Below are 23,132 nucleotides of genomic sequence, written 5' to 3' on the forward strand. Positions count from 1 at the left end.
AATCCATAGGGTATAAATAATTTCCAGATGTATATTTTCGATCCTAAAATATTGGGATGCTTATTGCTGATAATGATACAAAAATATTTAACCTTAATAAGTAATAAGAATACTACATTATTATTTTTCTGAACTAGACTTTAATTTGTGTGAATTGCAAGGGGATTATTTTTACAATAATTTAATATATTGATTGTAAAATAATATTATTTAATTTAAGGAGAAAGTATATGAATCCTAAGAATGATTTTAAGGCTTTTTCTATTAATAATAATGCGAATGTAGTGAGTCAAGAAAGATATGAAGAAAGTAAGGATTTGCTGACTGGATTTCCACCAAATGATGCTCCTACTTATTTATTAAACAAAGTATTACGTCAATCATCAACGATATCATCTGTCGTGGCTGATTTTATTGCGACACAATCTGGTAATGATGTTCTGGATGATGGGAATATAGCTAAGCTCACCGCACAATTAGATAAAGCGTTAGAACAAAAAATTACAGCAGGCATTCCCGGTGCCTCATTAACACAAAAAGGTATTACTCAGCTTACAGATGTAACAGGTAACCGCAATACACTGGCAGCTACTCAGAAGTTAGTTACTGATGTAAATGATAACGCTAATAGTAAACTAGCCAAAAATCAAAACGGCGCAGACATTCCCGATAAAAATGCTTTTGTGAAAAACCTCAGCTTATTGGAAACGGTGCAAAAGGCAAATAATGCGGTACCGAGCAGCCGGAAAGTGAACGGGAAAGCGTTGACTGGGGATATCAATTTTAATGCGGGGGATATAGATACATATACCAAGGCAGAAGTGAATAATCTGATCAATGCAGTTAATAATATTCCTGTAGGTGTTCCTATGCCTTGGCCGACTGCCATACCGCCAACTGGGTGGCTGCAATGTAACGGTGCTGCCTTTGATAAGTCGAAATTTCCAGAATTAGCGAAGGCCTATCCTGATGGTAATTTACCAGATTTAAGGGGAGAGTTTATTCGTGGTTGGGATGATGGCCGAGGAGTTGATAAAGATCGCAAGCTCAACAGTAACCAGAGGTGTATGACAGAATATCACAAACATATGACTGCTTGGGGAGAGTCTGTCAACTATGATGGTTTTGGGATTTTTGGGGCTACAAATCAAAAAAATCACTCTGGAAATACAGGTGCAATGGACAGGGATAACTTCTGGTACCATACAAACGATGGATCGGACTATGAAGGTATAGTTAATTCCCCTGGTGTCATGGGATCAGAAACCAGACCTCGCAATGTCGCGTTTAACTACATAGTGAGAGCAGCATAATAACAAAATAGAAATATTCTTTAGAACTGGAAGTAAAGGCTGGGCTAACCGACTTTATGTTTATGACTGATTTACAGTATGTCGTTGTATACGATTTATACCCGTCATCTTTCAAGTTGCCTCTTTGTTGGCTGCACTCACTCACCCCGGTCACATAGTTATCTATGCTCCCGGGGATTCGCTCCCTTGCCGTCGCGATGCATCTTGAAATCCATTGGGTATATAAGTATTTTTTGATTAAATATTAAGTAATTTAATGTTTTTAGATGAGGGGGATGATTTACTAATGGCTGTAAATGCCAGATATAGGATTGGGTTTTTCCCCAGTTTTACACCAACCAAATCCCAGCCATAAAAAAACCAACCATAAGAGGTTGGTTTTTCTAGGGAAATTTGGTCGGCATGATAGGATTTGAACCTACGACCCCCGACACCCCATGAAACCGTTCAAATGTCATGGAACGCCTTGTGCTGCAAGGGATTGCGTCGATTTGACTGTACAGGAAAACAGTGGAAAATTGGTAAAAAAGGTATTATGTGAATCAATGGGTTATGCATGGTTTTACACCGCTATCCAACCTTGATTTCAGCATGAGGAACGCTCACCCAATCGATATGATTTTGAGTATAGATTTTTGTGGATTTAGCATCAGTGTGTGCCATTCGTGCTTGGGGATCTATACCTAGTTGATCGAATAAATGAGCTGCTAATGCGCGGATTTCATGAAATGTGGGTTTTTGTTCAATGGATAAATGGGCTGCTACGCCTACTTTATCTCTTAAGTCTGAAAAGGCTCTACTCAGATAATCTGGGGCTACTTGGGTGGGATGTTGAACTTCTGCGCTGATTTTGCGCGGCATTCTTTTCGGTAGCCTATGGACGACATACGGGCTGGCAACGGAATCTCGGCTATCATCAATTATCTGCTTGAGTTTTTCTCCTATTGGTATAGCAACGTGTGAAGCTTCTTTATCATGTACTTTTTGCCTGTGAATGTAGAGCATCCCATAAATGCCATTTTGCGGTTCTTGATACCACATACAACCACAAACACCTTCTTGCGGGGATTTGATATTGTATCGTATGCGGCCGACCTCCAGTCGCGCCTGAGTTGTTTGTAATGCCAGATCCATTGCGGTTCTCAACCACGGTTCTGCTGATGCTCTGATTTTCAAAAAATCATCAAGAGATAATCTACGGCGTTGTTTCTTATCAATTCTCCTTTTCTTTTTACGTTCAGCGGGGTTGTCTAACATTAGTGATTCATCCATAGCGTAACTGAATATTTTCTTGAGAAATGTTACTTTTCTGTTTTTAACATTAGCTGAACCATCAGAATGATAGAAATTTATATATTCATTAACATGTTCCAGAGAAATATCACAACAAGCAATATCGGCAAAAAATTCTTTCACTCGTATAGCATCATTTTTCCAGTCAGCTAAAGTGCTTTCAGATGGTTTCTCATCCTGTATTATTCTCTCCATTAATCTATCAATATGGTAAGACAATGGCTGTCCTTCGCCTTTTATCCCACCTGATTCTTTGACTAATCCATCTAAACTTACAGCTATTTCCGGTCTCATTCTTAAATTATATTCACGCGCCACAGCTATTGCATAGGCGCGATCTGTGCCTATGGTTTTGCGCTTACCTGATATTAGTGTCAGTACATACCTTTGCCTGGCTTTATCGAAATTAAGGAAATCAGGAAAGTGGCGATATTGTTTGTTTCTTGGTCTGGCTGCCATTATTGATCCTCAATTAATGCTCTAACATGAGCAGATATAGAGGATGAAACTCCCATTTTTTCATTCGAGAAAACCCAAACAGATTGGTCTATAATTTTGCCACTAATTACACCGTTTTGAACCCATTTCTTAACTGTTTTTGGGGTAGGGATAGACCCTTTTTCGAACTCTCTCTTAGCCCATTGACTGGCCTTCATTAATTTAGCATTGTTAATCATAATTCGACCTTAAATCGGTGGGCCTATTAATTTCGTGGCGTCTCATTTCCCTTAATTTATTTGCTATCTCTCTTGATATATTTTCAATCTTGTTACTTAACTGCTGTAATGTTTCTATGTCATCCTGATGTAAATCCAATATTATTATTTTATTAACTAACTCATAGAGTGTATAAAAGTATGCAATTGATATTAACTGCTCCTGTTCCTTATTTTCACTTGTTTTTAATATTCGCTTTATATTTAAATCAAATTGACCGGCATTATATGTAATAACATATTTACCTAAATCTATTTTCATTCTCATATTTATTCCTTTTGCAAATTTCTGACATACTGAGAAAGCCAGGCTTTCGGCGTTGACTTTCTCATCTGATGCTCAGAAATAATTAATTTGAATCGCTGTGTATATTTATCGAGAATAGCGGTGACTGCTTTGTCATCGTATTTCAATAGTTGAGTTAGCTCGTTTAAGCATTCCCTTGCTATTGCTCTGCGTCCGTTTTCAAGAGCTTGGTCATTCATCTAGATTAGATTTAGAATCAGTTATTTTCATATCTATGATTCCATATCAAATCAGCTAGTTTACCGCATGCTGAATAACACGCTTCCGCTGATATTATTATTTGTTGCAATTTTTCTATATTCTTTTCCGTAATATTAATATGTTGATAAGTTACACCTTCTACATCTACTATACTTATTTCAAAAATATCAATTTTGGAATCATTCTTTATGACGTGAATTTTAAAATCAAAATGTTCAGTTCCCAGTTTTGCAAATCTTTTTCCGATATTCCACGCGTCAATTATCGTGAATTCAAATTGTTTCATATCACATGTTAACATAATCAAATGTCCTCTAATTCCCACTCATATTTCAACAAGAGTTTCTTCCCAGTCCATTTCTTCTAAATCAACTACAGCAATAATTTCGTCTCGAAATGACGGGGAATCAGAATCCCACCTTTCATAACAATTAAATTCAGTGCGCGGAAGCATGTTGCATGCAAATACTAATCCAGACTCATCCGTTGCTATAAATTTAGTCCAGTGAGGAACTGATAACTCAATTCCGAAATAGTTAACTTTGATTGGCTTTATTAAGCTGATTAGTTTCATGATGATGTAATCTCATTTAATATATTTAAACCAATTTGAATTAATTGGCTTTTATCAACTATTGTGAATATACAGCGGGGTTTGATAAACGGACGCCATATTAATAGCAAGCTTCCTTTTGTATTTCCTTTTTTCTCCTTTCCGTTGCCGGCATTAATAAATGAAATTCTGCCTGCCGTTATTAATCTGACTTCATCAACTGTTTCCATTGCCAATTTAAACCAGCCGACCGAAGTGTCGGCTGGGACTAACATAACGACCGGCTGTGATTGCCTCCTGCTTTGTTCTGCCGCCTTAATAACCCACGGAGATATATCGCTATACGGCGGGTTACAATATATTGCTCCGTAACTTATCCAATCACATGTAAGTGCATTATCTCGTTCCGTGAGATAATGAGCACATAGAGCATTTTCATTGTCTGCCGCTGCATCGAGATAAAAACCAAATTCAGCATCCAATGCTGCAAATATCTCAATCGGGGTTTGCCATTTATCTTTTAATTCCTTTGGGGTATTACTGCCTCCGAAGTCTGCCATTAATCACTCCAATAAGATAATGCTTCTTGTGCCGCATCGTGCGGATGAATATATTTCCAATCGCCATCCTTTTTTGAATATGATTCAATCTCACACTCAGCAATTTCTTTTGCTTCTGATAAACTAGCGCCGCGTGACGCTAGTATATTCACAACATAACGCTTGAACATTCGTTTCCAGATAAAATATGAATAGTGACAGAGATAATCATTCATCCGCTGCTTCACCCAAATATCAACAACATCAGACATAAATTCATCAACTATTTTTTTCATTGTTTATCTCCGCTGTTAAGCCATTCATCACCAAAATTATCAGTTACCCAACAATCATTTATTTCTAACTGAATCTCTTTTACAGAGCTATCAATCATCATTGCTACATCACGTACGTCTGATTCTTGTCTATCTATGAATCCCGATAAATAAGCTGCGATTAATCTGTCACGAGCATATTTAATACCATCAATGCGAGATTTGAGTACTATTGATTTAATTTGTGCAATTACTTGAAATGGCGAACCCGTGTCATCTTCTTCTCTAATTCCCACAGCATCAGCTATAGCTGCAAGACCAGCGCACGAATCAACAAACATTCCAATATATCTGTCACGTTCTTTACGAAGAAATTTCAATTTATCAGCAATATCATTCAGAATTAAATAATCATCACATTTCGCTGTTCTTGCTAATTCGTGACATGCAGATATTAAAGACTCTGTATTTTTAGTCATGATTGTTACCTCTTTTCAATAATCTTGAATTCAATTACCCAGACACGCTTATTGTCAAATGAATTAAAGCCGTAGATTGATTCCCATAGCAGTTTAAAGCGCTTTTTTGCTGTGTCGCATTCTCTACAATCAACGTAATAAACACCGTTCGCATATGCTGCGTATGTTTGATCTCCTTGGCACTTTTGGCAGGGCCAGAGTCTTGGTTGCGCATTGAACCCATATTCATCATCTGTATAACAACCCTCCGCTATTGCATCCTCTTCACTGATTTCATTTAGCCTTTCGACACGAATATCTGTGATTTCAAGAGTGATACGACTAGCCCAGCGCGGCATGTGAATTGCCGCTCGCCAACCCTGGCGGAGATTGTCATCAGCATCGTAAAATGATGGATATTGCCCGCAATCAGCACGATAGATACAATTTTCTGGTTTTTGATATGATTCGGGATTTTTGAACAAATCATGTGAATCATTATAATCGACAAATGGGCCTTGAAATGTCTCCCTCACCCACAGCCGATCGCCAGTTTTTCCGAACGGGCATGAAACCCGCCTAGGTTGATGTGTTTCGGCGTCTTTCATCCACCAATAAAAATATCCATCATCGCACAATCTTAATTCTTGTTTGTGACTGATATACTGACGTTTTACTATTCTTCTTGTTTGAGTTTTCCTGCCATCTAAAATAGCACGGACCATCTCTGAGTTGAAAATAATAGGCATTTCTTTCGTCTCATTCATAATTACACCTCAATATTTTTTGCTTGCATATTTCTTTGGCTCTGTAGCATGTATCAATATCGAACCATCCAAAATGGCATTCGCATTTGTTAATTCCAAGCCGTTTTGCTAGCCATTTATACGCATCCGTGCGACTCAATTTCCCGGATTGCCAGATTTCTTCAAAATAACGCTTGCTGGAAAGTCTTGCGTTCCGAGTTGCTTTATCTGCCAAAGTTCCAAGCGGGATATTAGTAAAAGGGTGCATGCCGACATATGCACCGCAGCAACTACATAAATAAGACCACGGCCAATTTCCAAAACTTTTTCCACCATATATTTCTTTGTGATTGACTATTTTTACTTGTGAACCACAATAATTACATATTTCTGGCGGGGGAAGGGGATTTTTTACTTTAAGTATTGCTTTCCGGCTTGGATTCCAAGGTGTTTTCTGAGTCATATTCACCTCATTAAATAAACTTCGGTAATTTTTTACCTGTTAATTTTTCAGCTTCATCGATAAATTCATTTGCATGTGTTTCTGTACCAACATTGAGAGCGTATGCGTATTTATGAACAATGCCTTTCATAATAAATGCACCGGCAAATAGAACTTTTTTTAGATATTTATTGCGGCGATTGACTTTAGCTAGTCGTTTCTTTAATCTCCTGCTTTCTTGTGCTAGTTTATTATTTTCATTTGCTAATTCGATAAACTCTTTCACTTTTGCTCTGTACTTTCTCGCGAAATAGTGTTCAAGTTCTTCATTTGGAAAAATATCTGTTGGAATTGCTTTGCCGGATAAAATAATATTTATTTGAGATTCGGTCATTATTGCCTCATTAATTTAATTTCTCACTCTTTCAGGATTTCCAATAATGAATACACAATGGGTAAAATCATCGGGATTGACTTTATTTTTACTTTCTCGCTTTTGTTTTTGGGGTTGGGATTTTGCTTTCTTCTGACCGGCAATCTGACATTCAACACAATTCCCGTTTGCTATGTATCTGAGAGTGTGTCCCTTAGGGCATGGCTTGCCAATATATTTATTCGTTTCCTCGCTCATTGATTGGATTCCCTTTTAAATAATGTTGACAAATTGGATTTGTCAGGTAATAGAGCATTTGTTCAATTTCAATTTTATGAATAAGCCGCATGTCTTTGCGTGTACTCAATTCTCTTGCTAAGTGCTTAATTGCTTGTGACATGTATTCTTTTGTATAAAAAGGGCTAAATTCGTAAAATTTTACTTTTCCGACATGTACGTGAGCTGGCATGAAGTTATTCCAGATTACGCGTAAAGTATGAAATAGATGATCTGTATTCATTTCAGCCGGAGTTAAGAATTCATTGTTTGCAGTCTTCCAACGCCAGCTAAAATGTATGCACTTACAGGCATTGCATTGATCATCAACATATTTATTCTGTTCCTCTTTCATTGGTTGAATTCCCCATGTTATTTAGTTCGTCAACTTTATTTTGAGTGGTTTCGGGTTTCTCAAACCAATCGTCTACACTTGACATACCATCACGTAAGCTTGCATAGATTTTCTTCATCTGGACCATTTGAGCGGGGCGCATGGCTTCAACACGGCACTGTATGCGCTTCTGAATTTGCTCACTGGTAACACCAAATTCATCCTTGAATACTGCAATCATTTTCTTAATAGCGTCAGGGGATGTATCAGCATTGCTTCTGAGTGTCACATCACACTGATTAACTGCCGCTTCGATAACATCACCGGGTATCACCCCTAAAATACACGCCCGCAAACGCCTTGATCCTTGGTTTGCCACCATTTCGTAGATATCGCGTGGATCTTCCAGCTTTTTCTTTCCCTGTCGCGTAAATCGAACATGCGGAACAGTAAAGGTCTTAACTTGACGTGTGTTTGTTTCAATATCCCACGCGAACGCTTCAACAGACGATTCACCGTTTTTTTGTTCAAGCTCGCGTATACCAAACTGTATATTTCCCCAGTTTTGAGCAACGGCCTCAGCTAACCTGATGCTTGGTCCTGTCACTTCAGCGCCGCCTCGTGAGTAAGAATACAAGGCACTTTCAGCAAGAGTAGGGCGTGTACATGCCTGCAAAATTCTGTCCATTGCAGTGATGGGGTCACGCGGGAATTTTTTAGCTATCACCATCGCGGCCTGAACTTCTTGTATGGCTCTTTGTTGCTCAACTGCAACCATTCCATTTGCTTGTTGCGTACTTGAGCTAAACGGGTTAATAACACTATTATTCATCTCTTCTCCTCGCCCAGATTGGGCGTTGAATTTTTTCAAATCCCAGCCCCCAGTTACCCGTTGAGTGGCATTTGTGATATACATCTAAATCTCTTCGAAATAGATTGAAACCAACTTCCCTGTCGTATTGATCTAATACAAACAAGCGAACAGGATATTTACCGCAGTCGATAGACTCACTAACTGCAAGAAAACAAAAAGTAGGGATCGTTCCATTCGTGTATTGTCGATATCCTTCGCTATACATTGCATCTTGTACGTGATAGCGGAATTCTTCGATATGAGTGGGAAATCTATCGATATCTGAAACTTTTTTAACATCAAGAATGATATCTTTGTCGAGTATTAGCTTATCCGGCCTAATCCTGCATAACTCCTCTGTTTCTGCGTCATTCCAGTAAATTGATGATTCACAATATCCATCTGCTTCCAAAAGAAGCCTGGCTCCCGGATGAGCCATGACGCTATCACGCATAATTTTCAGCTTCCGATACTGTTCATAGTCCATTACGATTTTCCCTGTTTTTTCGCATTCATTTATGAATTCCTTTTCCTCTTCTTTCCCTGCGTTAGTTCGACGATTAAACTTCGGTGCTTCGATAAATCGATTATTGAACTCGTCGGGTTCTAACAATAAACAATGAAGAGCCGTTCCCATATTAAGCGCATCCTTTTTCTCTTCATCTTCGGGAGCGTCCTTGTCCCACAATAAAAGCGCCGCCTCTTTTGCGATCACATCCAACTGTGATTTACTGACTCCGGGTCCAAGATGATAATCTTCATTCGATATGTCATAATAAATGCCGGGTTTCATTGTTTGCCTCCCAATTAAACCATCCGCTGGTATTATCTAATTCAAGTTCCGTTGGGTCTTGTGCTTGACTCAATTCAAGATAACGTTCAATCATTGAGATTGATTTCAATATTTCCGTTTGAGCGTCATAAAAATATTCGTCAATGAAATCAGAGTCAGCAAGTCCATTCAAATCATCGTTACTCAATATGAATCCGCAGATTCGAGCATCTCTGATAACTTTTTTGAGCGATTCTAAAGTTAACTCATCTCTCTTGCTTTCAATTTTTTGTTCAATGATTTCTTCTTCCGAAGAATTTTTGAATAATATCTTTTCATAAGCCAATAATCTCTCATCAGCTATTTGTCCACGAGTTTTCATGTTTTTATCTCAGAAAAATTAAAATTAACGTCGTAAATAGAATTAAATAAGCGGGAAATAACATAGCAAAGAGCCACTCTTTAATCATATTCATATGATAGCCTCAAATATTGCATTGCTATAAACCATTCAATTTGACTTTCTATTTTGAAAGCGATTCTGGCTTTAGACTGAGCTAAATTGAAAAGTTGCTTGTTGATTTTCATAATTAATAGATGATTTTTAAGTGAGTTGTTTTGCCGTTTGCTATAGCTCTGATACAATTCATTGCACATTCTTCTGTAATTCCGGCTTTAATTAATTCTTGCAGAGATTCATTGTTAATACGTTTACGATGTTCAACATCTGATTGTCGTTTTGCCTCCTCTGTTTTTTGACGCTCAATTTCAGCCAAACGGACTCTCTCTGCTTCTTCCGACTTGCGCCGCTCAGCATCAATTGCAGCTTGTTTTTCACGTTCGGCACGTTCTAGCGCTTCCAGCTTTTCACGTTCAGCTCTCTCCGTCGCCGCTTTTGCTTCAGCTTCGCGTCGTGCTGCGGCTTCAATTTCAGCCAAAGCTTTGCGCTCAGCATCAATGCGGGCCTGCTCTGCTGCCTGCCGCTTGATTTCTTCCTCGCGAGCAACACTCTGGCGTTCCTGTTCGGCTTTCTTTTCTGCCAGGTCTCTATCAAATTTTTCATCCATTAGCAGAGCAATTTCATAATCAGTTTCGATTTGCTTTGCCAGTTCCTCTGCTGCTTTACGTGCTTCCTCTTCACGCTTAATACGCTCTTGTTCAGCTTCCCAGTCGGCGAGCGGCTTGCGAACTTCATCACGTAGCTCATTGCATGCATCAACAAAGCGCTTAATTTCTTGCTCCGCTGGTTTTACCGCTTCTTTGAGTCGCTTAAGATATTCGCGACCTGGCTTTTCTATAGCTGTCTTGCTGCGTGATATTTGCGCAGCTAATGATGCGATTCTGTCACGGCCTCTTTTTGTCGTAACATCTGGAATTTCATTTACCGATTCTCTAATTTTATTTAAAAACGCATCAAGCCCGTTTGGAATATAAATAACCGGCGCTTGTTCTGGTTTTATATCAATGATAGCCACTTCATTTTTATCTGACATGAGTGATTCCTTTAATTACATTAATTGTTTATTACCCCTGAGCCGTCCACTGGCCTTTACTCCATATTACTAAAATTCACCCCGGTTTATTTTAATTAATGCGTCTAAATGCTGCTGAGCGGCATCTTCTGTTAAATGAATCATCCCATTATTCAGCAGACAATTATCAAACTCATCATCTTCCCAGTAATGTGTATGAGTCCCTAATGTGTAAAAATCTGGAATCCAAAATTTCTCACCTTCTTTCGGCTTATGCTTTACTGGTGTAGGAAAACTTATTCCACCGCCGACTTTTATTATTTCTGGCTTGCGGCGATATTCAGAATCTTTGATCCACCATGGATGATCATCTAAGTCATCCCACCCGTCAGCGCCGTCACCTATTTCCCACAACAACCACGGCTTATCAGTTTTCAACGCATCTTGAGCATACTGCAACATTAACTCAGCGTGTACATGTGCTGACATGTTATTCTTCCTCCTGCTTAATGACTTCGTAACCGTACTCTTTTAAATAATCAACAATGGATTCTTCATCAATCATCTTTAGTATATCCTCAGGATAAAACTCATTAATTATTCTTTGTAAACCATTGTCATTTACTCCAAATACTTCAACTGAGATTTCTTCTATTGCAGAAGACGTAATTTGTACAGCAGAAGACGTAATTCGTACATCTTTACATAATATTTCAAAACTATAAGTGTTTCGTATGTTTACCATTATATTATTCACCTGCTATTTCTATGTTAATGTGATTATCGGGTAAATCGAAACCGCAGTCATGTAAAACATCCTTGATACAATGCTGCAAAGCTATTTTATAATCGCTAAAATATGTTAAATGAAAAATAAAAGTTGAATTTTTGTCGAGACTAAGACTTTTGACAATGCTATTAAACTCTTTCATTGAAAGCTTTATTTCAATTTTCATTGCTTAATCCTCATATTTAATTGATAAAGAGCATCCCTGCTAATTAATCAAAGACTAGTCCATTGACGAGCATTATTTCTATTTCTCCATGCAAGAGAAACATACATTTTGCGCATTTCAGAACCGCGACGAAATATTTTGGCTTCAGATAAATAGCGAGCTTGTTCAGCTTTACACTCAGTTGCAAATTTCATTTTCGTGTTCATTGTTCAACTCTCATATTTAATAAATAGCATCCTTGCTGATATTTCCCTATTATTTTCCCGGTATGGCGAAGTAATGCTGATTATTGAATTTGTTCAGAGCGTCCATTACATCTAAAAACCTCCCCGTCTTTATCGATTGAGATTTTCGTATCTCGATGTTGTCGCAATGCAATTCTAACGGCGGTCTCTGCATTATTTATATATGCATCAAATTCATTTTGTAATTTATCAAATTTTAATTTCCATTCCCTTTCTATTTCTGCGTAACGTTCGTTTGACGGCGGTGAATAAAATGACATTCCGTAACACTCGTGACCCTGCATGACAGATTCAGCTAATGATTTAACTTGGTCTTGTGTTAAAACCAAATTGCAATCATCAGCGCCATAAGAAATACAGTCACTCCAATACTCTAAATCATTCATGTTGCCTCCTATTATTAACTCACCACAGCCCACTCGGAAATGAGCTGAAATTAGTTAATTGGCAATGTGCTAATCTATGAAAGCGACGGGTATTTGTTCGACTGTGTAGCCGTCATCAAGTGCAAGTAGTTCTTCGTAGAATTTTCTAACAACGAGTTCTTGACGATTAAACTGATACGAATTTCCCATTTTTGAGCGAAAAACATTTTTATCTTTAACGAGCCAATAAGCATTACGAATAACTCCTTTCCCATTTTTGGGCGTTGTTATTTCTACTATTGGGATTGGTTCTATGTATTTATCCATCACATCCTCATATTAATTTAATTATCTAACTGAATAGAGCCATGTATTAGGCAAGCAATGGCTGCCTGTATTTTCTTGTTTATCGTTACTCTTTAAAGTAATAATCAGATTTGCAAGTACATCAGTTTCATCGACCGGTTTAATGATTGAATCAAAAATCTCATCAACAGATCGGCTTTTTGGTTTGGCTTCGTGCTCAGCACGTTTTTTATCCCAAAACGCCATTTGTTTTGTCAGTCTGCGAGACTTTGCATTGTCTTTTTTAGACTTGATCTCAATCAACGGTTGTTTTTCAACCAATCCTCTTAATGTGAGGATTTGACGATTTTTATTAGCCATATTTACCCCCTTTAAATAAGTTTTGGTGATTGGTGGCGGGTGCTGATCTCCCGCTTTGCGCAAGGCTCAAACCACCGAGGATTAAAACCCGAATCGAACGGGTTGCACCTGCGCTGTTCCTGATCACATCAGCCCGTGCATTCACCAATCCCAAAACCTACTCTGTGGTTGGGTTGCTCTAACACTTATTCAGAGCGATTCCGTTTGACGATCTAATTACTAACTGCTAATTGCTATCGTCATATTGTTAAAGAGCGAAACTTCCCTGTAGTTACTTTTCCTAAATACCAGCCTTCTGTAAGTAAAAAAGACTGGTATTTAAGGCCCCTCTGCGGGGCTTAAAGTTACTTCTTGAATCCCATCATGCGTAACCAACTATTCAGTTCGTCATAGTTTTTGAAAATTACATCACCAGTTTCAACGTTACCTTTGAATTGAGTAACAGTAAGATGTTTGACGTGATATTTTTTGCCAGTGAAGTTGTCTGTGTAAGTAGTTAATCTGCTCATTTTGATTTCCTCGTTGTTTGTTGCGTCTGTCTCTTAGCACTTGCGAATCATCCGGTTCTTCGTTCGCCACCGGCAGCTACTTCGTGGGCTTTCCTTGCCTGTTCGCTTTGTGCTTTTGATGATTGAAGTATACGTTATGTATCCAAATATTCAATACATTTTGTATACATAAATTGCATTAATAGCATATATAATTGATTTATAAGTTAATTTACTTTGAAAAAAATTTTCTGATCTAAGTGGCTGAGCTAGAGCAATAGGCTCTTAATTATCTATTTGATTTAAAATAAAATAATGGGAGTGTAAAAATCGCGCTATTTTTAAGGCATTGATTTTTATTAGTGATCTAGGATTGTGGCTATTTGTGTTATTTGAGAGAAAGGAGCATTAAAAAAGCCATCTCCGATGGCTTAAGCTTAATGAGAAACTTATCATTTTACATGATTATCTATTAAACAGTGTCTTAACAGGCTTTCTTGCTCATTTTTTCTAGCCTCTCTTTAACTATTTGATCAACTTCGTCTTTTCTATCACTAATTGCCTTTAAAAAATTTTCCTGATCTTTTTGAGGAAGGCTATCAAACATTTCAAGCAATATTTCATGTTGTTTGCTGAATATTCGACATTTTTTCTGTTCAGTACATTCATCAGCATCTTCTGGAAGAGAAAAAGTACCGTCATTATTCAAGATTGCATCAGAAACACCCAAATATTGAAATATTTCAGCTACTTTTTCCAACCCAGGATCTCTTCTGCCATTTAGCCAGTGGCTAATAGCACCCTTCGTGACACCCACATGTTCAGCAAGAGTATCTTGTGTAATTTTTAAGATCTCCATCCGAGATCTAGCGATATCAAACCATTTCATATTCATATCTTAATTATACATTATGTATATTTTCATTAAACACACAAAACGTATACATTCATTGCAATTATGGATACATAATGTATACTTAAAGAAAAAAGGAGATTCTCATGAATAAACTGAGATTTTTTCGCAAGCAATTAGGGATGACCCAGATTGAGCTTGCAGAACTAGCAAAATGCACCCCAGGCGCTATTTGTCATTACGAAAGAGGGCGCCGAGGAATGGATATAAATTTATGCCGTCGTTTCGTTGAAATATTTAATGAATGCGGAATCCATGTTGGTTTGGACGACATTTTTCCACCAAAAGCAGCATAGCAATTAAAACCGCGCGAGCCAACTCGCACGCTCTTTAACAATCCGCCACCCATCTATGCCGATCCAGGTGTAGATTCCCTGCTTACGTAGTAGGGATTACTCGCTTAGCGGGGAGCGTAACCCTCAATAGGGTTATTAACTTTATTTTATTTAAGGAAATTTAACATATGGATATCGCAAAAAGTATCAAAATCACTTGTAAGCCGGAGGCGCTAGAAAGTTTTTGGCTTCGATGCATTTTGGAAACAGGAAATAATCAATTTGCTCAATCAATAGGTATTCATCCTTCAACATCCAGCAGAGACAAGGGCCGTATTGCTAAATTAGCCAGTCAATTGGTAGCGAAATATGGTTTACCTGAATGGGCGTATCAACTCCCTGATCATAAGCCAGTAGTTGTCATAGAAGGTGAACATGCCGAAATGCTGATCCAGGCGCTGGAAAGAAAAGGGAAGATAAAGAGAAAAGCCTCATTACCTGCCACGGATGAGGCCTGTCAATTACAGCTAGATATGAGGTAATTATACATGAAACAAAAAGTTAATTACAGCGCTGTGCATAAAAACATCATGCGTGATCGGGCTGTTCGCTCGGTCACGGAGCAAGGAGCAAAGAAACTTCGGGAAGCACTGGACGATGCTCAATTGAGGTTGGAACATCGCGAAGAACTGCTGAAAGGGAAGAAAAGCCATGAGTAACGTTGCATACGCTGACTTTGGAGCGAGAAAGACTTCAAGGAGCACACGGATGGAAAACCAAAAACAGGGGCATTTCGCACTGTTCAGGAGTCTTCTGTCCACGGAATGGGCTAATGATACGGCTAAATTGGCCTTGTGGGTTCGATTGATTGGGATGGCTCAATACAAGCCCCGCAGTGTTGAATTTAGCGGCGTTCAGTGGGATTTAGGATCTGGTCAGTTGGTGACGAAAATCCCCATTCTAGCCAGAAAGCTCAGAGATTCTAAAGGCAATGAGAAGACACAAAAACAGGTTAGAGACATGTTGGAATTCTTTTCCTCTGAGGGGATGCTAACGTTCAGCGGTAACCGGCATGGGACAGTGATCACCATCACAAATTACGCTGATTATCAGGGTGATTTTGAGGTAACAAACGAGGTCACTAATCAGGTAACAAACAAACCCAGTGATGACGCGGTTTTAGAGCGAAGTCAGGTAACAAAGTTGGTAACAAATCAGGTCAAACAGAGTAAGAAGTTATTAGAACAAGAATATATAACTACATCTAACGATGTAGTTGGTGAGTTTTCTGATGAAAACAACCCGCCTCAGTCTGTCAAGAAATCTCAGTCTAAAAAGACTATACCGGTTCCCTACCAGGCCATGATCGACGCCTATCATGAAATTCTGCCGGAGATGGCTAAGGTTACTGTCCTGCGAGACGCCAGAAAATCCAAGATGCGCACGTTCTGGCAACGAGCTAACAAGGAATACCAGACCAAGCACCAGAGGCCGTTTACTCTGGAGAACTGGAAAGGTTATCTGGGTTACATTGCCGAGCACTGCACATGGATGACAGAAGAGAGGCCGAATGGCAAAGGCGGCTACTGGCGCAAGAAAAACCTGGATTATTTAATCACCGACCAATGTTACGTATCCGTCAAAGAGGACAGAGCGAATGACCGTAAACAGCATTAATCAAGTACCCCACAGCACCGAAGCGGAGCAGAGCGTCATTGGCGCATTACTGCTAGACCCCCAGAGCGACAATTCACAGTATGTATTCTCCATGCTCAAAGCTGACTTGTTCTACATGGCATGGCATAAATTCATTTTCGCTGAAATGCGGACAATGAACAGCAAGAACCAGGCAATAGATATTATTACTGTGGATGACAGCCTGAAACGTGCGGGTAAATCAGATCAATCGGGTGGATTTGCGTATCTGGCTGAGGTTGCCAAGAACACTCCCAGCGCGGCGAACATAGTCGCTTATGCCAGGCAGATACGCGAGACAGCCGCAGAGCGTTACGCTATTGAGAAAACCAATGAAATTCAGCGGTTACTCATGACACCCAGCAGTCTCACATTTGCCGAGAAAATGGACATAGCTCAAAGGTTGATCGGTGAAGCATCGGAGAATGGTACTGCGGGCCATAAGACCGGACTTAAGCCTATGAGAGAGATTGCCGAGCGTTTCTTTGAAAAACTGGAAGCAAGATTTAATAATCCCGAATTACACAGAGGGCTTAAGACCGGATTCCGAGATTTTGACGAAATGCTAGCGCCCAAGTATATCGTCAACGGATCACTGTTTGTTATTGGTGCTCGCCCGAAAATGGGTAAAACCACTGTGTTAACTGAGATGGCAAAGAACGTCGCTAGTGATGGTCATCAGGTATTGTTGTTTAGCATGGAAATGACAGATGAGCAGTTATTTGAGCGTATGGTAAGTCAGAAATCAGGGGTGAATACAGATATGCTGTATGGTGGTTCTGATGATGAGTACGAATGGGCGCTACTCAGTAAGGCTATAGGTGAACTGAAAGATACTCCCAATATCTGGATTGATGATACTCCTGGAATGTCATTCGCTCATATCCAGTCACAGTGTCGTAAAATCAAGCGTAAAGTTGGGAAGATAGGTTTTATCGGTGTTGACTATCTAACACTGATGAAGACTGAGAAAGCGGATCGGAATGATATTGCGTATGGCAACATCACAAAGGGCCTCAAGATACTGGCAAAAGAACTCGACACTGTTGTTGTTCTGCTAACTCAGCTTAACAGGAATATTGAGGAACGCGCCAACAAACGCCCAATGCCATCTGACAGCCGAGACACAGGCCAGATTGAACAGGACTGTGATTACTGGATGGGCGTCTACCGTGACTCTGTTTATCAAGAGAAATCGGACAAGACGCTGACAGAGTTGATATTGCGCCTCAATCGCCACGGTAAAGCTAACACTGTATATGTCGAACAAAAGGGCCTTTGCTTGTTCCATCTCGATCAAGTTGAAGGCGAGCAACGAGCTAAGCGCAACGAAGACAAGCCCAATAAACCCTACAGGAAGGATTTTTGAGATGAAGATTAAAACAGAAAATTTGACAGGCCGTGCGCTGGATTATGCAGTCGCTATTTGTGACGGGTGGAGTGCTGATTATTTAGATAAGAATCTTGATGTTATGCCCAAATATTCAGCTGAATGGAGTGAATGCGGTCAGTTGATTGAAAAATACATAACAGCACTTGCATTGCACACGAAGAGAGAATATTGGATCGCCGGTAGCGGAGGGTACGGAACGTCATGGGGTGAAACTGTTCAGATCACAGTATGTCGTGAAGTTGTGAGAAAGCACATCGGTGACGAAGTAGAAATTCCTGATGAGCTACAGAGGTGAAACATGACAGAGAAACTTAAGCCGTGTCCGTTTTGTGGAAGCAATGATCTTTGTCCTGATTATGAGGATAGAGGTTCATTGGATGAGTATGTGTCTTGGATTAACTGCGGGAATTGCGGAGTAGATGGTCCGTTATCGAAACGGGAAAATAGTTACAAGGAAGCGGAATCGGCAGCTATTCGAGTCTGGAATAAGAGAGTAAATAATGGGGGATAAATGGAAGCTGATTTTTGTTTTCACGAATCAAATAAATCTCAGGCATGGGAAATATTGAAAGAAACACTTCAAACGAAACAGCCGCATCGAATTATTATTAAGCCTTGGAAGAACACCCGATCATTATCTCAGAACAATTTAATGTGGTTATGGAATGAAGATGTATTGAATATCGTTAATTCCATATCTACAGAAAAACTAGGCAAAGAAGAGATGCATGAATATTTCAAGGATTTGTTTTGTCCTGTGAAAGTTATTTCGGTAATGGGTGAGGAAAGAAGAGTTAAGTCAACGAAATTGCTGAATACTGAAGAGATGACGTTTTATCTAAGAAGGATTGAAGTTTGGTGTATTGATCGTGGAATCAAGCTAAGAATTCCCGCTGATTCAGAATATCACAAGAGGAGATTGAACGATGAGTAAGGAGATTTGGAAAGACGTTCCCGGGTACGAATCAAGATATCAAGTTAGCAATACTGGCAGGATTAAAAGTAAGGACATGGTTGTAAGAACGTGTGGAAGGGGAGGAAAAGGTGAGACAACAAGGATTATGAAAGGCAAGCTGTTAAATCTATGTAGAACTCAGCAATACGATAGAATTTCAATTGGTAAAAATAAGCATCAGTTAGTGCATAGATTTGTTGCATTAGCTTTCATACCAAACCCCAATAATTATCCAATTGTTAATCATATCGACGGAAATAAAAAAAATAATCATGTTAATAATCTTGAATGGTGTACCAACGAGCAAAATCTAAAACATGCATGGAAAACAGGGTTGTGTGATAACCAGAAATCACCAGTAGTTTCTATGGATAAATCAGGATTTGGATTTTGGTATCCATCTATGCAATCAACAAGATTTTACGGTTGCAATCCATCACTGGTGCATAACTCAATAAGTGGAAAGCAGAAAACTCATAGGGGTATGAGTTGGAGTTACGCCGACTGACAACGCCAGCCGATTGTGAATATATGAAATTAAAACAGGAGCAAGATAGATGAAATGACACGTCAAACATCACAGACTCAGAGAGTCATCAATAATTTAATCTATAAGGTCCCGTCTAATAAATCAAAGCCAATCCCGACTGAATCAGAAGTTAAAACGTTTGATTACGTTTATAAACTATTGCGTGCCAAATGGGATCGGAGGAGAAATAGAAATGAAAAAACCAGCGAGGCGGAAATGTAAAATATGCTGTGAGTGGTTTATGCCGAAATACTCGAATATATGGTGGTGTAACCCGGACCACGGCGCAGAATTAGCAATTAAGAAACGAAACAGAGACAGGGAAAAAGCAGAGCAGGCACTTAAAAAGAAACGTCAGCAAGAATTAGCAGAACAGAAAGATAAACTCAAAGCCCGTAAATTAGCAGTCAAGCACATATCATATTTCAAGAATCAAGCGCAACAGGCATTTAATGCATTTATCAGAGAAAGAGATAAAGACCTTCCGTGTATTAGCTGTGGGAGATTTCATAAGGGACAATATCATGCGGGACATTATCGAACAACTAAGGCTCATCCAGAGCTGAGATTTGATGAAGATAATGCTCACAAACAATGCTCTGCATGTAATAACTATTTATCAGGAAATATAATTAACTATAAACCCAGATTGATTGAGAAAATTGGTCAAGAAAGGTTTGATGCTCTAATGATGCCAAGGCCGCTAATGAAATGGCGGCGTGAAGATTACGAACGTATTTGTGATGAATATCGGGCAAAACTCAGGAGATTAAGCAATGACAATCTTCACTGACATATCAGCAGCAATTGAAGAAGCCCGGTTCAGGCACGGAGTAACAAGGAAAAACTTTGCAGTTCTGCAATGCGAATATGGTTCACTGAAAGTTATTCATGATCGGATAGTCAGGGGCAAAAAACACTCAGTCATGTTTTCAACTAAATATGACAAATATCATTCAGTTCTCCGGGGGTAAGATGAGCAGTATTAGAGAAAGACAGCTCACTAAAGAGCAACACGACTGGATTGATAGCTGGTTAAATCTCTGGGGAGCATGGATTTATAGTGGTCGTATAGATAAGTGCCAGATAAACATGATTTATAAGTTCATTGTGAGCGTAAAACCAAGTAATAACAAAACCCGGCCGATGTGCAATGATGACGATGGAATGTTGATTTCTCAGGTCGTCGATTCCGTCATGTTCATCGATAAGAAAGCCTACGGCATTTTACTGAGTTATTACGTTCATGGTGCCTCAAAATTATCAATCGCATCTTACTATCACAAGATCGCAAATCCCCGCAAAATGATGACCCGTTCGGGGGGTAGGCTTAAGAAACCATCTCGCGGAACGTGTCGTCGTGAAGTGGATGAGATTCTAAATGCAAGCACCTATCTTTTGTATCAACCTCTGAAAAATGTGTTTAATTCACGTAAACGTGTAGAGAAAATTAAAAAGATTGCATAGAACGTGTTGACATTAATGAGCAAATGAGCAATACTTTTTGGTAAGATTGCCTTAAGTGTCTCTTAGGTGTCTTAACCGAATCTCAGTCCTCGCCATCTTGCGGGGTTTTTTATGTCTGCAATTCTTAAGGGCTGCGCAATGCGTGGCCTTTTTCTTTATTACCGTCGAGAGGTCGGGTATGAACTTTGACAAACTATCTCCAGAATCCCAAGAACAGGCACGATTGGCACTTATTACTATTCTGTCGCAAATGGTACCTGATGGACTGAGTGATCTTGACGCGGTATTTGTAGGTGAAGCTGTTGCCGCTGCGTTTATCTCAATGGAGCGCTATAGCAGCGTTTCTGACGAATGCAAAGATGAGAGTAGAGATTGTGATCGCGAAGCGTTTTTGAAAGCAGTAAACACCCCTCACCCTAATGGCAAGTGGGGGGGATTTATTGAACAGGAGAAAAAACGCCAGGAACTTATGCTCAGAGTTGCAAAAGAGTGTGAATCTTCTCAGTGATTTGTTTTTCTCTTTTGATTAATTGTTCGTTATCCGCAGGAATTATTTCAGAGGCTATTTGACATTCTGAAAAGAGAATATCTTTCAGGGCATCTTTTTGTACGGGTGAAAGTAGTTGTAACATTGCAATCACGATCCGCTCTGTAGCTGTGATGCTGATTTCCAGCTCGCGGACAGCTTCATTAATTGTTCTGCTCATTAGCTCCTCTTTCTATTAGCTATGGTTACTTGTCGAGATTTAATCATAGCCGATATGGGAATTCCCATATCGGAACGAATTCAATTGATTACGGAGGCTGCGCATAGCGTGGCCTTTTTACTTATACGACGCTGATCACCCGGAACTGAATCCGGGCTTTATTCGCTGATTGGGTGATTATTGTGATGCGTGCTTATTGGCGGCAACCATAGCCGGCAATGTGAATGCGTAAAGCAAAAATGTTTCTACGAAATTAAAAGGAAACCATTGGCATGAATAATTTAACTCCGGTAGTTAATGAAATTAATATTGCGCTCCAGCATTCAAAGCGTCCTGAGATTACGCTGTTCCGTTATTATCAGACAGCCTCAGAGGCTATGAAGAGTACTATCGTATTATCAATGATAGGGAAGCTTATAGAGCAGCAAAAGCGACTAAGCAAAATATAAGATACGTATGAAATCTACCATTTATCACTACGCATAGGCCACGACTATTCGAGGCCTTTTTCTTTTCACGCCCGTACTTGCGGGGACTTAATCCCCAACGGGGGTGGAAATATGAGACTCATGGACAAGCAACCAGACATCTGGGTGCAGCTATGGTTATGGCTGCTATCAGTCAAAGAACAGGGTATAGGTGCAATACTATCGGGGACAATGGCTTTTCTCAGGGGTCGCTATAACGGCGGGGGATGGCTGCGTGTCTCAATTGATGCCTTTATGTGTGCCATGTTCGCGTGGTTCATTCGTGACATTTTAAATCTTTTTGGTCTGAATCCTGATTTGGCCTACATCGGTAGTGTGGTGATTGGCTATCTTGGCACAGATTTTATTGGTCAATTACTGCGTAGATCAGCAGAGAAAAGAGCAGGGGTATCAGATGCAAATCAGTGAACACGGTTTAGCGGAACTCAAAATTTATGAGGGTTGCAGTCTAACTGCGTACCTTTGCCCTGCAAGAGTTTGGACTATCGGTTACGGTCACACTCACGGAGTAAAGCCAGGTGATGCAATCACAGAACGGCAGGCCGAACAATTCTTACTTGATGATTTGGCCCCGGTTTACATTACTTTGGAAAACTCAGTCAAAGTGCCGCTGACTCAGGGCCAGTTTGATGCGCTTTGCTCATTCATATTCAACTGTGGCGCTAGTGCTTTCGTCCGTTCTACTTTACTTAAAAAGCTCAACGCTGGTGATTATAAGGGTGCGGCGAATCAGTTCATGGAGTGGAATAAAGCGGGTGGGCGAGTATTACCGGGTTTAGATGCACGACGAGCATCTGAGAAAACGATGTTTTTATCATGAAATTCAACGCTCACTACTACACGCTTATTGCACTGATTATTGTCTCACTCACAGCTTATTACTATCACTCTGCATTACAGAAAGAGCGGCATGTGACAAAGCAACAGCAGTCAGAAATCCAGCAACTCACAGATACTATCAACTATCAGAACTCTCACATCGCAATGTTGAATGAGCTGGACATTAAACACACACGAGAATTAACCAATGCCAAATCTGAAATTGATGTTCTTCGCAATGATGTTGC

At 39.6% G+C, this 23,132-nt stretch carries 45 protein-coding genes; 18 read left to right on the forward strand and 27 right to left on the reverse strand.

The genetic code is table 11. From position 1 onward, the window contains the following. Positions 1 to 230: 230 nt before the first annotated feature. Positions 231 to 1,313: a tail fiber protein gene (locus LG003_RS20345; RefSeq protein ID WP_112878664.1), complete on the forward strand. Its 1,083-nt coding sequence runs from the start codon at positions 231 to 233 to the stop codon at positions 1,311 to 1,313. Positions 1,314 to 1,883: 570 nt separating this feature from the next. Here the strand turns inward: LG003_RS20345 and LG003_RS20350 are convergent. From LG003_RS20350 to LG003_RS20475, 26 genes are all read right to left on the reverse strand, one after another. Further along, positions 1,884 to 3,065, reverse strand: a complete 1,182-nt coding sequence (locus LG003_RS20350) for a phage integrase SAM-like domain-containing protein (protein ID WP_262981497.1) — start codon at positions 3,063 to 3,065, stop codon at positions 1,884 to 1,886. After that, on the reverse strand, positions 3,065 to 3,283 hold the full coding sequence (locus tag LG003_RS20355) for a hypothetical protein (RefSeq protein ID WP_262981498.1): 219 nt from the start codon (positions 3,281 to 3,283) through the stop codon (positions 3,065 to 3,067). The genes LG003_RS20350 and LG003_RS20355 overlap by 1 nt, the downstream gene beginning before the upstream one ends. Continuing rightward, positions 3,276 to 3,590, reverse strand: a complete 315-nt coding sequence (locus tag LG003_RS20360) for a hypothetical protein (RefSeq protein ID WP_262981499.1) — start codon at positions 3,588 to 3,590, stop codon at positions 3,276 to 3,278. Before LG003_RS20360 ends, LG003_RS20355 begins: the two co-directional genes overlap by 8 nt. 235 nt (positions 3,591 to 3,825) lie before the next feature. Beyond that, positions 3,826 to 4,131, reverse strand: coding sequence for a hypothetical protein (locus LG003_RS20365; protein WP_262981500.1), 306 nt, complete (start codon positions 4,129 to 4,131; stop codon positions 3,826 to 3,828). Positions 4,132 to 4,155: 24 nt separating this feature from the next. Then, positions 4,156 to 4,404, reverse strand: a complete 249-nt coding sequence (locus LG003_RS20370) for a hypothetical protein (RefSeq protein ID WP_112879915.1) — start codon at positions 4,402 to 4,404, stop codon at positions 4,156 to 4,158. Further along, positions 4,401 to 4,943 carry a phage N-6-adenine-methyltransferase gene (locus tag LG003_RS20375; protein ID WP_262981501.1) on the reverse strand — a complete coding sequence of 181 codons (543 nt, stop codon included), beginning with the start codon at positions 4,941 to 4,943 and terminating at the stop codon, positions 4,401 to 4,403. The genes LG003_RS20370 and LG003_RS20375 overlap by 4 nt, the downstream gene beginning before the upstream one ends. Next, a complete protein-coding gene (locus LG003_RS20380) occupies positions 4,943 to 5,218 on the reverse strand; it encodes a hypothetical protein (RefSeq protein WP_262981502.1) in 276 nt (91 codons plus the stop codon). Before LG003_RS20380 ends, LG003_RS20375 begins: the two co-directional genes overlap by 1 nt. Then, the gene (locus tag LG003_RS20385; protein WP_262981503.1) at positions 5,215 to 5,676 is read right to left on the reverse strand and encodes a hypothetical protein; all 462 of its coding nucleotides are present in this window, start codon (positions 5,674 to 5,676) and stop codon (positions 5,215 to 5,217) included. Before LG003_RS20385 ends, LG003_RS20380 begins: the two co-directional genes overlap by 4 nt. Positions 5,677 to 5,681: 5 nt before the next feature. After that, complete coding sequence (locus LG003_RS20390; RefSeq protein WP_112879868.1) at positions 5,682 to 6,422, reverse strand: hypothetical protein; 741 nt, start codon at positions 6,420 to 6,422, stop codon at positions 5,682 to 5,684. Continuing rightward, positions 6,415 to 6,864: a DUF3268 family zinc-finger domain-containing protein gene (locus LG003_RS20395; RefSeq protein ID WP_262981504.1), complete on the reverse strand. Its 450-nt coding sequence runs from the start codon at positions 6,862 to 6,864 to the stop codon at positions 6,415 to 6,417. Before LG003_RS20395 ends, LG003_RS20390 begins: the two co-directional genes overlap by 8 nt. A 10-nt stretch (positions 6,865 to 6,874) precedes the next feature. Continuing rightward, positions 6,875 to 7,237, reverse strand: coding sequence for a hypothetical protein (locus LG003_RS20400; protein WP_262981505.1), 363 nt, complete (start codon positions 7,235 to 7,237; stop codon positions 6,875 to 6,877). A gap of 15 nt (positions 7,238 to 7,252) precedes the next feature. Beyond that, entirely contained in the window at positions 7,253 to 7,474 is a 222-nt protein-coding gene (locus LG003_RS20405) for a hypothetical protein (RefSeq protein WP_262981506.1), read from the reverse strand. Continuing rightward, positions 7,455 to 7,847, reverse strand: a complete 393-nt coding sequence (locus tag LG003_RS20410) for a hypothetical protein (RefSeq protein ID WP_262981507.1) — start codon at positions 7,845 to 7,847, stop codon at positions 7,455 to 7,457. Before LG003_RS20410 ends, LG003_RS20405 begins: the two co-directional genes overlap by 20 nt. Next, positions 7,828 to 8,658 carry a hypothetical protein gene (locus LG003_RS20415; protein ID WP_262981508.1) on the reverse strand — a complete coding sequence of 277 codons (831 nt, stop codon included), beginning with the start codon at positions 8,656 to 8,658 and terminating at the stop codon, positions 7,828 to 7,830. Before LG003_RS20415 ends, LG003_RS20410 begins: the two co-directional genes overlap by 20 nt. Beyond that, complete coding sequence (locus LG003_RS20420) at positions 8,651 to 9,472, reverse strand: PD-(D/E)XK nuclease-like domain-containing protein (RefSeq protein ID WP_262981509.1); 822 nt, start codon at positions 9,470 to 9,472, stop codon at positions 8,651 to 8,653. The genes LG003_RS20415 and LG003_RS20420 overlap by 8 nt, the downstream gene beginning before the upstream one ends. Continuing rightward, positions 9,450 to 9,833 carry a hypothetical protein gene (locus LG003_RS20425; RefSeq protein WP_262981510.1) on the reverse strand — a complete coding sequence of 128 codons (384 nt, stop codon included), beginning with the start codon at positions 9,831 to 9,833 and terminating at the stop codon, positions 9,450 to 9,452. Before LG003_RS20425 ends, LG003_RS20420 begins: the two co-directional genes overlap by 23 nt. A gap of 208 nt (positions 9,834 to 10,041) precedes the next feature. Further along, the gene (locus LG003_RS20430) at positions 10,042 to 10,944 is read right to left on the reverse strand and encodes a hypothetical protein (RefSeq protein WP_112879806.1); all 903 of its coding nucleotides are present in this window, start codon (positions 10,942 to 10,944) and stop codon (positions 10,042 to 10,044) included. Between the two features lie 69 nt (positions 10,945 to 11,013). Beyond that, positions 11,014 to 11,412: a hypothetical protein gene (locus tag LG003_RS20435; protein ID WP_262981511.1), complete on the reverse strand. Its 399-nt coding sequence runs from the start codon at positions 11,410 to 11,412 to the stop codon at positions 11,014 to 11,016. A 1-nt stretch (position 11,413) separates the two neighbouring features. Next, positions 11,414 to 11,668, reverse strand: a complete 255-nt coding sequence (locus LG003_RS20440; protein WP_112879832.1) for a hypothetical protein — start codon at positions 11,666 to 11,668, stop codon at positions 11,414 to 11,416. Between the two features lie 4 nt (positions 11,669 to 11,672). Further along, positions 11,673 to 11,879 (reverse strand): hypothetical protein, encoded by a 207-nt coding sequence (locus tag LG003_RS20445; RefSeq protein WP_112886963.1) that lies wholly within the window; start codon positions 11,877 to 11,879, stop codon positions 11,673 to 11,675. A 47-nt stretch (positions 11,880 to 11,926) separates the two neighbouring features. After that, positions 11,927 to 12,073, reverse strand: a complete 147-nt coding sequence (locus LG003_RS20450) for a hypothetical protein (RefSeq protein WP_262981512.1) — start codon at positions 12,071 to 12,073, stop codon at positions 11,927 to 11,929. A gap of 92 nt (positions 12,074 to 12,165) precedes the next feature. Further along, positions 12,166 to 12,510 (reverse strand): hypothetical protein, encoded by a 345-nt coding sequence (locus LG003_RS20455; RefSeq protein WP_112879882.1) that lies wholly within the window; start codon positions 12,508 to 12,510, stop codon positions 12,166 to 12,168. A gap of 69 nt (positions 12,511 to 12,579) precedes the next feature. Beyond that, a complete protein-coding gene (locus LG003_RS20460; RefSeq protein WP_262981513.1) occupies positions 12,580 to 12,816 on the reverse strand; it encodes a hypothetical protein in 237 nt (78 codons plus the stop codon). Positions 12,817 to 12,837: 21 nt separating this feature from the next. Further along, positions 12,838 to 13,155 carry a hypothetical protein gene (locus LG003_RS20465; protein ID WP_262981514.1) on the reverse strand — a complete coding sequence of 106 codons (318 nt, stop codon included), beginning with the start codon at positions 13,153 to 13,155 and terminating at the stop codon, positions 12,838 to 12,840. Between the two features lie 344 nt (positions 13,156 to 13,499). Next, the gene (locus LG003_RS20470) at positions 13,500 to 13,664 is read right to left on the reverse strand and encodes a hypothetical protein (RefSeq protein ID WP_192881089.1); all 165 of its coding nucleotides are present in this window, start codon (positions 13,662 to 13,664) and stop codon (positions 13,500 to 13,502) included. A 463-nt stretch (positions 13,665 to 14,127) separates the two neighbouring features. Further along, the gene (locus LG003_RS20475) at positions 14,128 to 14,532 is read right to left on the reverse strand and encodes a helix-turn-helix domain-containing protein (RefSeq protein WP_262981515.1); all 405 of its coding nucleotides are present in this window, start codon (positions 14,530 to 14,532) and stop codon (positions 14,128 to 14,130) included. Positions 14,533 to 14,642: 110 nt separating this feature from the next. On the opposite strand from LG003_RS20475, the gene LG003_RS20480 reads away from it, so the two are divergent. The 13 genes from LG003_RS20480 (at position 14,643) to LG003_RS20535 (ending at position 21,378) form a co-directional block, all read left to right on the forward strand. Beyond that, on the forward strand, positions 14,643 to 14,852 hold the full coding sequence (locus LG003_RS20480; protein WP_262981516.1) for a helix-turn-helix transcriptional regulator: 210 nt from the start codon (positions 14,643 to 14,645) through the stop codon (positions 14,850 to 14,852). Between the two features lie 167 nt (positions 14,853 to 15,019). After that, a complete protein-coding gene (locus LG003_RS20485) occupies positions 15,020 to 15,373 on the forward strand; it encodes a hypothetical protein (RefSeq protein ID WP_112879759.1) in 354 nt (117 codons plus the stop codon). A 6-nt stretch (positions 15,374 to 15,379) separates the two neighbouring features. Further along, complete coding sequence (locus LG003_RS20490) at positions 15,380 to 15,550, forward strand: hypothetical protein (protein ID WP_192881091.1); 171 nt, start codon at positions 15,380 to 15,382, stop codon at positions 15,548 to 15,550. A gap of 154 nt (positions 15,551 to 15,704) precedes the next feature. Next, complete coding sequence (locus tag LG003_RS20495) at positions 15,705 to 16,508, forward strand: replication protein (protein ID WP_240000905.1); 804 nt, start codon at positions 15,705 to 15,707, stop codon at positions 16,506 to 16,508. Continuing rightward, on the forward strand, positions 16,489 to 17,895 hold the full coding sequence (locus tag LG003_RS20500) for a replicative DNA helicase (protein WP_262981517.1): 1,407 nt from the start codon (positions 16,489 to 16,491) through the stop codon (positions 17,893 to 17,895). Before LG003_RS20495 ends, LG003_RS20500 begins: the two co-directional genes overlap by 20 nt. Before the next feature lies 1 nt (position 17,896). After that, entirely contained in the window at positions 17,897 to 18,214 is a 318-nt protein-coding gene (locus tag LG003_RS20505; protein ID WP_112879760.1) for a DUF2591 family protein, read from the forward strand. A gap of 3 nt (positions 18,215 to 18,217) precedes the next feature. Further along, a complete protein-coding gene (locus LG003_RS23560) occupies positions 18,218 to 18,430 on the forward strand; it encodes a Lar family restriction alleviation protein (RefSeq protein WP_390894157.1) in 213 nt (70 codons plus the stop codon). Beyond that, complete coding sequence (locus LG003_RS20510; RefSeq protein ID WP_112886956.1) at positions 18,431 to 18,853, forward strand: hypothetical protein; 423 nt, start codon at positions 18,431 to 18,433, stop codon at positions 18,851 to 18,853. It begins immediately after the preceding gene. After that, on the forward strand, positions 18,846 to 19,382 hold the full coding sequence (locus tag LG003_RS20515; protein WP_112879901.1) for an NUMOD4 domain-containing protein: 537 nt from the start codon (positions 18,846 to 18,848) through the stop codon (positions 19,380 to 19,382). The genes LG003_RS20510 and LG003_RS20515 overlap by 8 nt, the downstream gene beginning before the upstream one ends. A gap of 54 nt (positions 19,383 to 19,436) precedes the next feature. Continuing rightward, positions 19,437 to 19,625, forward strand: a complete 189-nt coding sequence (locus tag LG003_RS20520; protein WP_112879902.1) for a NinE family protein — start codon at positions 19,437 to 19,439, stop codon at positions 19,623 to 19,625. After that, a complete protein-coding gene (locus tag LG003_RS20525) occupies positions 19,597 to 20,196 on the forward strand; it encodes a recombination protein NinG (RefSeq protein ID WP_262981518.1) in 600 nt (199 codons plus the stop codon). Before LG003_RS20520 ends, LG003_RS20525 begins: the two co-directional genes overlap by 29 nt. 182 nt (positions 20,197 to 20,378) lie before the next feature. Then, positions 20,379 to 20,870 carry an antiterminator Q family protein gene (locus tag LG003_RS20530; RefSeq protein ID WP_192881114.1) on the forward strand — a complete coding sequence of 164 codons (492 nt, stop codon included), beginning with the start codon at positions 20,379 to 20,381 and terminating at the stop codon, positions 20,868 to 20,870. A gap of 178 nt (positions 20,871 to 21,048) precedes the next feature. After that, positions 21,049 to 21,378 (forward strand): hypothetical protein, encoded by a 330-nt coding sequence (locus tag LG003_RS20535; protein WP_113048511.1) that lies wholly within the window; start codon positions 21,049 to 21,051, stop codon positions 21,376 to 21,378. Here LG003_RS20535 and LG003_RS20540 read toward each other — a convergent pair. Beyond that, a complete protein-coding gene (locus LG003_RS20540; RefSeq protein WP_036847822.1) occupies positions 21,344 to 21,577 on the reverse strand; it encodes a hypothetical protein in 234 nt (77 codons plus the stop codon). The genes LG003_RS20535 and LG003_RS20540 overlap by 35 nt on opposite strands. A 272-nt stretch (positions 21,578 to 21,849) precedes the next feature. Between LG003_RS20540 and LG003_RS20545 the strand changes: the two genes are divergently transcribed. From LG003_RS20545 to LG003_RS20560, 4 genes are all read left to right on the forward strand, one after another. Continuing rightward, entirely contained in the window at positions 21,850 to 22,026 is a 177-nt protein-coding gene (locus tag LG003_RS20545) for a hypothetical protein (RefSeq protein WP_158537820.1), read from the forward strand. A 120-nt stretch (positions 22,027 to 22,146) separates the two neighbouring features. Further along, on the forward strand, positions 22,147 to 22,473 hold the full coding sequence (locus tag LG003_RS20550; protein ID WP_390894158.1) for a phage holin, lambda family: 327 nt from the start codon (positions 22,147 to 22,149) through the stop codon (positions 22,471 to 22,473). Continuing rightward, the gene (locus LG003_RS20555; protein WP_112878228.1) at positions 22,460 to 22,885 is read left to right on the forward strand and encodes a lysozyme; all 426 of its coding nucleotides are present in this window, start codon (positions 22,460 to 22,462) and stop codon (positions 22,883 to 22,885) included. Before LG003_RS20550 ends, LG003_RS20555 begins: the two co-directional genes overlap by 14 nt. Next, positions 22,882 to 23,132 (forward strand): lysis protein (locus LG003_RS20560; RefSeq protein WP_262981520.1); only part of this gene is annotated, 251 nt, incomplete at its 3' end. The genes LG003_RS20555 and LG003_RS20560, both read left to right, overlap by 4 nt.

Source organism: Photorhabdus kleinii, from assembly GCF_025384885.1.
GTDB lineage: Bacteria > Pseudomonadota > Gammaproteobacteria > Enterobacterales > Enterobacteriaceae > Photorhabdus > Photorhabdus kayaii.